5 protein-coding genes are annotated in these 5,204 nt (G+C 56.8%); 1 reads left to right on the top strand and 4 read right to left on the bottom strand.

Annotated features, from left to right (window positions below; translation table 11 throughout):
• The 3 genes from ACFV9H_RS41145 to ACFV9H_RS41135 form a co-directional block, all read right to left on the bottom strand.
• Nucleotides 1-1,538: type IV secretory system conjugative DNA transfer family protein (locus ACFV9H_RS41145; protein WP_385409088.1), on the bottom strand; the 1,538-nt coding region annotated here is incomplete at its 3' end.
• Between the two features lie 79 nt (nt 1,539-1,617).
• On the bottom strand, nt 1,618-2,196 hold the full coding sequence (locus ACFV9H_RS41140; protein ID WP_385409086.1) for a hypothetical protein: 579 nt from the start codon (nt 2,194-2,196) through the stop codon (nt 1,618-1,620).
• Between the two features lie 171 nt (nt 2,197-2,367).
• Complete coding sequence (locus ACFV9H_RS41135) at nt 2,368-3,396, bottom strand: single-stranded DNA-binding protein (RefSeq protein ID WP_385409084.1); 1,029 nt, start codon at nt 3,394-3,396, stop codon at nt 2,368-2,370.
• 178 nt (nt 3,397-3,574) lie between these two features.
• On the opposite strand from ACFV9H_RS41135, the gene ACFV9H_RS41130 reads away from it, so the two are divergent.
• On the top strand, nt 3,575-4,006 hold the full coding sequence (locus ACFV9H_RS41130; protein WP_385409082.1) for a hypothetical protein: 432 nt from the start codon (nt 3,575-3,577) through the stop codon (nt 4,004-4,006).
• Between the two features lie 14 nt (nt 4,007-4,020).
• Here the strand turns inward: ACFV9H_RS41130 and ACFV9H_RS41125 are convergent, their stop codons facing one another.
• Entirely contained in the window at nt 4,021-5,064 is a 1,044-nt protein-coding gene (locus ACFV9H_RS41125; protein ID WP_385409080.1) for a hypothetical protein, read from the bottom strand.
• Between the last annotated feature and the right edge of the window lie 140 nt (nt 5,065-5,204).

The raw sequence follows: 5,204 nt of genomic DNA, 5'->3' as shown, positions 1-5,204 counted from the left end.
GTGTCTCGATCGAAGGGTTCTGTCTTAACTGTCCGAGACATCCGGAGTAGTGTGCGAAATTTGATGTCTCCGGTTCGGGCTGGCTCCAGTGTCGAAACCTTATACTCGCGAGGGACGCCAGAGGAATCCGGGATCTTACAGTAGGCAAGATGACGAGGGAGTGTCACAAGTGTGGTAACTAGCTCTTCACGTCGATCTGCATGAGACTGATCAGATTCCTCCACAAAGTCATACCAAGGCGTTCCCGAGCGATTGCGTGCAGGTAGCTCTCCGCAGTGCTCCTGGTGATGCTCGATCCTGCAATGCGTCTCATGAAAATGCTGAGCCTCAACGCGCGCCTTCACATATGAATCAGCCCCGCCTCCAACTCTCCTGAACACCTCTTTTTCCTTCTCTTGAAGCCTTTTGTGCTCATCCCTGTTCGCGGCTGTATCCCAAACCTCCTCCTCCCACTCGTCATACTGCGGTTCCATGCGTTGCTTTAGTCGCTTTTTCATGCGGACTGGAGAAACGTCAAGTTGCTGCGCCACGAGCCGCGCATCTTCCCCGGATAGCTGAAAGCTAATCAGTGTCTCAACCTTCAACGCCTCCTGCTCAGGCGTTTGAGACAAGCTCTGATGAGCCAGAGTGGCACCAAGCCCGTACTTCGCGCACTCCTCAAGCATGTGACGCGTAGTTGAGGTGGCAAACCGTCCATACTCATCGAGGTAGAGATGAACTCGCTTGCGGTCTTTCGCGGTGATGCGCTCACGCTGATGCAGCAGGTCGTTCAAAACCGAGAGGAAAACCATGCCGAGGAAGGAGACGGACTCACGGTCCAAGCCGGCCAAGTTGAAAAGAAGCGTCCCGCCGCCCTCCATGATCTGTTCAAACGGAATAGTGCTCCGTTGCTGACTGACCATCAAGCGGATGAGATCATCTTCAAGGAAGCGGCTTGCCTTGTTGAGAACAGGATTTCGCGTATCCTGTCGGCCTCTGGGTGTGGTCTCTTCGTAATCCCTCCAGTACTGAAGTACTGCTGGGTTGTTCACCTTAGCCAGCGCCCTGCTCCGAAACGCGGCATCCATGTACAGAAGAGGCAGCTCTGCCATGGTGAAATCATTAGCGATTAGCACACGAGCTGTACTGCGAAGGCCTTGGTCGATAACAGGAAGCAGGCCACGTCCCTCCGCGCCCATCAGTCGAAGGAAGATGGCCAAAACGTTGCCGACGGTCCTCGATATGGCCTCAGGGCTCGTATGCCCTGCGCGCTCATAGAGATTGAGGCCAAAAGGGCGCTCGGCGTTGGGCTCGACGAGAACCAGAGCATCTTGCGCTCCCGTCGGGGCGAGTGAGACCAAGCGTTTGCTGAGATCGCCGTGGGCATCGATGACGATGGCTGCGGTGTGGTCCCGCATGTCCTGAAGAACAAGGTGCTCAAGCAGCGTGGTCTTGCCAAAGCGAGACTTGCCCAACACCGCAAGATGTGCGGTGCGGTGGTCATACCGTAGGTAGACAGGGGTTCCGTCCTCATGGCCAAGGAGCACATCAGATCCCACCACGCACCTCCCTCTTCGTGGCGTCCCGTGAAGACGTACGCAGCAAGAGGCCTACTTCAAGGCTAACGCTGAAGGGAGATCACTTCTCGTTGGACCTGTGAACGCGCGACACGGCGTAATCCAGGTGGTGATCAGCAACGCTGGTCTGAGATGCGTCGTACGGAAGCGTCGCTCGTTTTGCCAAAAGCTCCACAAGTTTCGCTTGTCGAGGTGTGAGTTCCACTTCGGCTGGAACGATGCGCACGTCCCCCAAGTTGCTGTAGAGTTCCCGCGCAGTAAAACGGCTACGGGAAAGAGAAAGAAGTAAAAACGCAGCACGAGCGGCGTCGAGATCGGCAAAAGCGGCGGCATAGGCAGCTCCGTCTGGGCCGCGGGTGGCCTGAGAAACCTCTGCAAACGCAGTTCCCATGAGCTCGTCATACACCTCGCCCTCCGGACTTGTGGGGAAGCCGGCGGCTGCCTCTTTGGCGGCCCGCTCTTGCGGTGTACCGTCTTCAGCCCAGTAGTCACGATGGGCGAAGTGAGCAGTAACGTAAGGGATAAGGTTCTCTTCAACACCCTTGGATCGAACCGACTCAAGTGGCAAACGGACCGGTGGCTGCTCTCCTTGCTTCGACTCTTCGGGCCGTGGGCTGTATCCTTCTCCTCCTTCTGACATATTTCTCTGTTTGTCTCATATCGGACGCGTCGACGTCAAGAAGGAAAATGGGGATCAAGGTTCAACGGCCTTGCGGTGCGGGGCTGTTGCAACAGTGCGCAGAGAGATCCGGCAAGGTAGAAAGAGATAGTCGATGCGAAAGCATCGGCTACGCCAAGCCCGAGGGCTCACTCATCGTCGTTTAACCGCCACTGAGTAGACCTCCTGCGCCGTTTTGGTCGTACCGTCTCGCCCCTGGTACTCCCGCTCGTGCAGGTAGCCCACGACCTCGACCTCGTAGCCCTTCATCAGTTCGCCGGCCTCCAGACGCTGTTGAAGCGCTGCTGCCCGGTCGTTGAAGGCGAGGACGTCCTGCCACTTGGTGGTTCCGTCCTCAAGATGGATGGCAAGAGGAAACTTGGCTACGAGCTTGCCGCCCGCAGTCTCACGAACAGTCGGCGTACGTCCTATCCGGCCGACGAGCTTGACCCGCGGGGCATCCGTCGATTCTTTGGCATCGGGAGTCGTCGCCACAGACCTGCGGTCGGCCTGGTCCTGGGCTCGGATACGGGCGGCACGATCGAGCGGATGCTCGTCCTGAGACCTCTTGCCATCGGCGACCTGCTCGACATCGTCCTGAGGGGTGCTGCCTGTCTCGTCGAGTGACGGTGGACCAACCTGCTGGATCATCGGACGCTCATCAGGAAAGGCGCCAGACGCACGCTGCGCGGTGCCGGCCTTCTCCGGAGGCTTGGGGCTTGCGACCACGACTCGGGGTTCTTGCGCCTCTGGCGGGGCCACCTCGGCCGGCGTGTTCACGGCCTCGTGGTTCGTGATGATCTGCGCGGTGTCCTCAACGTCGTCCGGAAGCCCCGTGACGGAAGTCGGCCCAGTGTCGACTTGGTACCCCAGCGTCAGCGCGCCATCAGGATGTACGGCGACGGTTGAATGCTCGTGCTCCTCGTCCTTCTGGAGAAAGACGATCCCTTCGTCTTCGACGTGGGGTAGCGAGGCTCCGAAAAGCTCGATCCTCGCGCTCTTGGTCGTGATACGTGAAACGCCGGCCTCAGGAAACGTGTCGAGACTGAGGAAGGCCTTGTCCGATTGGACTTGGAAGTGTTGTCCCTCGCCGTAGGCGGGGTCGGTGACCTCCTGGGCGGTGGTCCTTAACGCCTTGGCGACTGCCTCGCCGTCGAATGTAGGTCTTGCTCGTTCTGTCATATGAGGACGGATTATACGAGGCGGAGGCGGCAAAAGATGTAGGACAGATTACATCGCATCATTGACAATTCCCCCTGCATGTGAGATAAGAAATCCTTGAAAGGGGGGAATTTCAGTAGAACGACGTGAAAGAAAACCGCATCCGCATCCAGAGGTTGCAAACCGAAAAGAAGCACTCTTGGCTCCACAGGCCTTACTAGCCAAGATGCTCAAAGAGGTGGATCAAAAAACAGCTAACGCCCCGCTCATCCATGGAGAGGTGGGTTCGGCGCGTACTGTGTACAACTATGACGTGAGATGCGACAGGGAAAAAGCGAGCGACCGTATAAGCGTAGAGCGCACGTTTATGGGGGACTTCTTCCCGTCTAAGAATCTCAGAGCCGTTATGCACTTCACCCCAAAGGGGGAAGAGCCTTGGGATGGCATCACCTGGGATCTGTGGGTAGACGACGAGAGTGAAGAACTCCGGCTGACGCGACTGTTGCCGAGTGGCAAAAGGCTATGGTGGGAGCCGAGCCTGGAGAGAGAGCTAAGATTGCTCGACGCCACATGGGCTGAAGCAGAAGAACTGCTAAAGAAGATGCGCGCACCGAACGCAAGGTGGAGGTAGTGTTCCGGCTAGTGCTATGGAGCGTGCGGGGAAGTCTGATGTGATGTTCGCGCGCTAGTAAGGTCTTCAAACCAAGGAATCAAGTCACGCGATGTGTTCTTGATCGCCACTGCGTCATTGTGTAGGTGCTTAACGTAGTTGTTGTTATTTTCTCCACGATACCAGAAGCAAGGCCGCGAAAGGCGTTGATCTGCACTGGTGAAATACGGTTCTACGAGCGCCTGGGACTTTCCGAGTGCCGCCCGATACGCATGAAGGTGGTTATGGCCCCTTGCGGAGAACGGTCGAACGGTTCCTTCCCACGCCCCTTCCAGGGCGTCAAATATTTGCAGCTGCCGCCTCTTTAGTTCTTCCTTCGATGCTTGAGTTCGAAAGGCCAGCATCTCAAGCACGTGCTCATCTCTCAAATCTGGCAAGAGAATCATTGTTTGCTGCTGAAGGTCTCTGAACCGCTGCTGAAAAGCAGGTATGTGTTCTGTCACCCACCGGTTATCGAGGTTCATGAAGAGCACCAAGTCGGGCGTCCTTCTTATGAGTCGATCAAGTGCCTCACGGGAGCCTGTATCTCCGTTCTGAAATACCTGTGAAAGTCCCAATTGGCGGGCACCCTTTGTTGGCTCCGCCAACAACTTGAGTTCAGCCAAGTCTCCTTCGATCTGTTCGTACAGAACGCGTTCGAATGTATCTAGGGAGGTGTGTATGTTCCGCGTGAATTCCTGCAATGCGGTAAGAGTGCAATCGCCGACATCTTCGGCATATTTGTCATGCGCTCGCCTGCTTATCAAGGCGTCGGTAAAGCCGAAGGTGGCAGTCGCAACGAAGCCCGTGGCAAGGCTGATTGCTATAGTGGGCCAAGCTCCCGTGTCGTCCTTTATGTTGGTCCACCATATGTACATGGCGAGAATTAGGACGAAATCGAAGAGCACCATAATGGCGAACCAGAGCCACTGTCGATGTGCGCCGAGTCGGGGATAGCGCACTCGGAGGCTCTCAAGCGCTATTTCCTCTTGGGCGCGTTGTTCCCGTCGCTTAGTCCGAGTTTTCTCGAAGAACGGCATCCGCTGCTCCTCCAGTGCGCCTGAGGCGGTCGTATCGGTTGGTGTTAAGGAAAGCCTCCCCCGAAGCTACGACGCGCCTCTTCCAGGCTTACATGACGGTGGACGACTCACATCCCGGCACAGGGTTACTTGAAGTGGCT

Origin of the sequence: Streptomyces sp. NPDC059874 (assembly GCF_042731135.1) — a bacterium.
GTDB lineage: Bacteria > Actinomycetota > Actinomycetes > Streptomycetales > Streptomycetaceae > Streptomyces.
This window is presented reverse-complemented; position numbering and strand designations above follow the sequence as displayed.

Bases quoted from the DNA above. Each gene is read 5' to 3' on its own strand.
- ACFV9H_RS41135 (WP_385409084.1), bottom strand. From the start codon at position 3,396: ATGACAGAACGAGCAAGACCTACATTCGACGGCGAGGCAGTCGCCAAG.
- ACFV9H_RS41125 (WP_385409080.1), bottom strand. From the start codon at position 5,064: ATGCCGTTCTTCGAGAAAACTCGGACTAAGCGACGGGAACAACGCGCC.
- ACFV9H_RS41140 (WP_385409086.1), bottom strand. From the start codon at position 2,196: ATGTCAGAAGGAGGAGAAGGATACAGCCCACGGCCCGAAGAGTCGAAG.